This window comes from Parendozoicomonas verongulae (genome assembly GCF_009711465.1).
Classification (GTDB): domain Bacteria; phylum Pseudomonadota; class Gammaproteobacteria; order Pseudomonadales; family Endozoicomonadaceae; genus Sansalvadorimonas; species Sansalvadorimonas verongulae.
This window is the reverse complement of sequence record NZ_SMME01000668.1, coordinates 2603-3180: the sequence shown is the minus strand read 5'-3', so window position 1 is coordinate 3180 and position 578 is coordinate 2603. Positions and strand designations below refer to the sequence as shown.

2 protein-coding genes are annotated in these 578 nt (G+C 47.8%); one reads left to right on the top strand and one right to left on the bottom strand.

Annotated elements, in window-relative coordinates:
• On the bottom strand, positions 1–197 hold a 197-nt coding region (locus E1189_RS25040; protein WP_230460066.1), incomplete at its 3' end, for a hypothetical protein.
• A 72-nt stretch (positions 198–269) separates the two neighbouring features.
• On the opposite strand from E1189_RS25040, the gene E1189_RS25035 reads away from it, so the two are divergent.
• A partial coding sequence (locus E1189_RS25035) for a hypothetical protein (protein WP_230460065.1) occupies positions 270–578 on the top strand: 309 nt, incomplete at its 3' end.

Genomic DNA, 578 nt, shown 5'->3' with positions numbered 1-578 from the left:
ATCAGGATGGATGCCATAAAGCGTTTACCATATCCAGCGATCTCACCGCCCACAAACGCACCCATACAGGGTCCAGACCCTATGTCTGTGATCAGGAGGGATGCTACAAAACGTTTACCACATCCGGCAACCTCACCAGACACAAGCGCACCCGACATAATCCATAGTGTCACTGGCAGGACAAAATTCTGTGCCATAAACACCAACGTCATCAAGAGGCCGCCAGCTTCGGTGCTATTTTCTTTGTTCTTTTTATGGGAAGGAAGGACATGATCTTCAGGCTGAGCTTTGTTGTCACCAGCATCTGCATAATGATCGGCCTGTCTGCATCTGCCACCTATGCATCAGAAGAGAAGAACAGGCCTATTGACCTTGCTCCGTTACGGTCATTAGATGTCATATCGACAGGCAGTATTGCTATACATCCTGCGGACAATACATGTATCCACCCCGGTGAAACCACATCGTGTTCCGTTAACAGGTTTGCCGAATTCAACCTTGTGCACTGCCGTGGAAAACAACAAAGAACTCAATTAACACTCACGGAATCAACGGCTATACAATATCTGGCAGTTGAG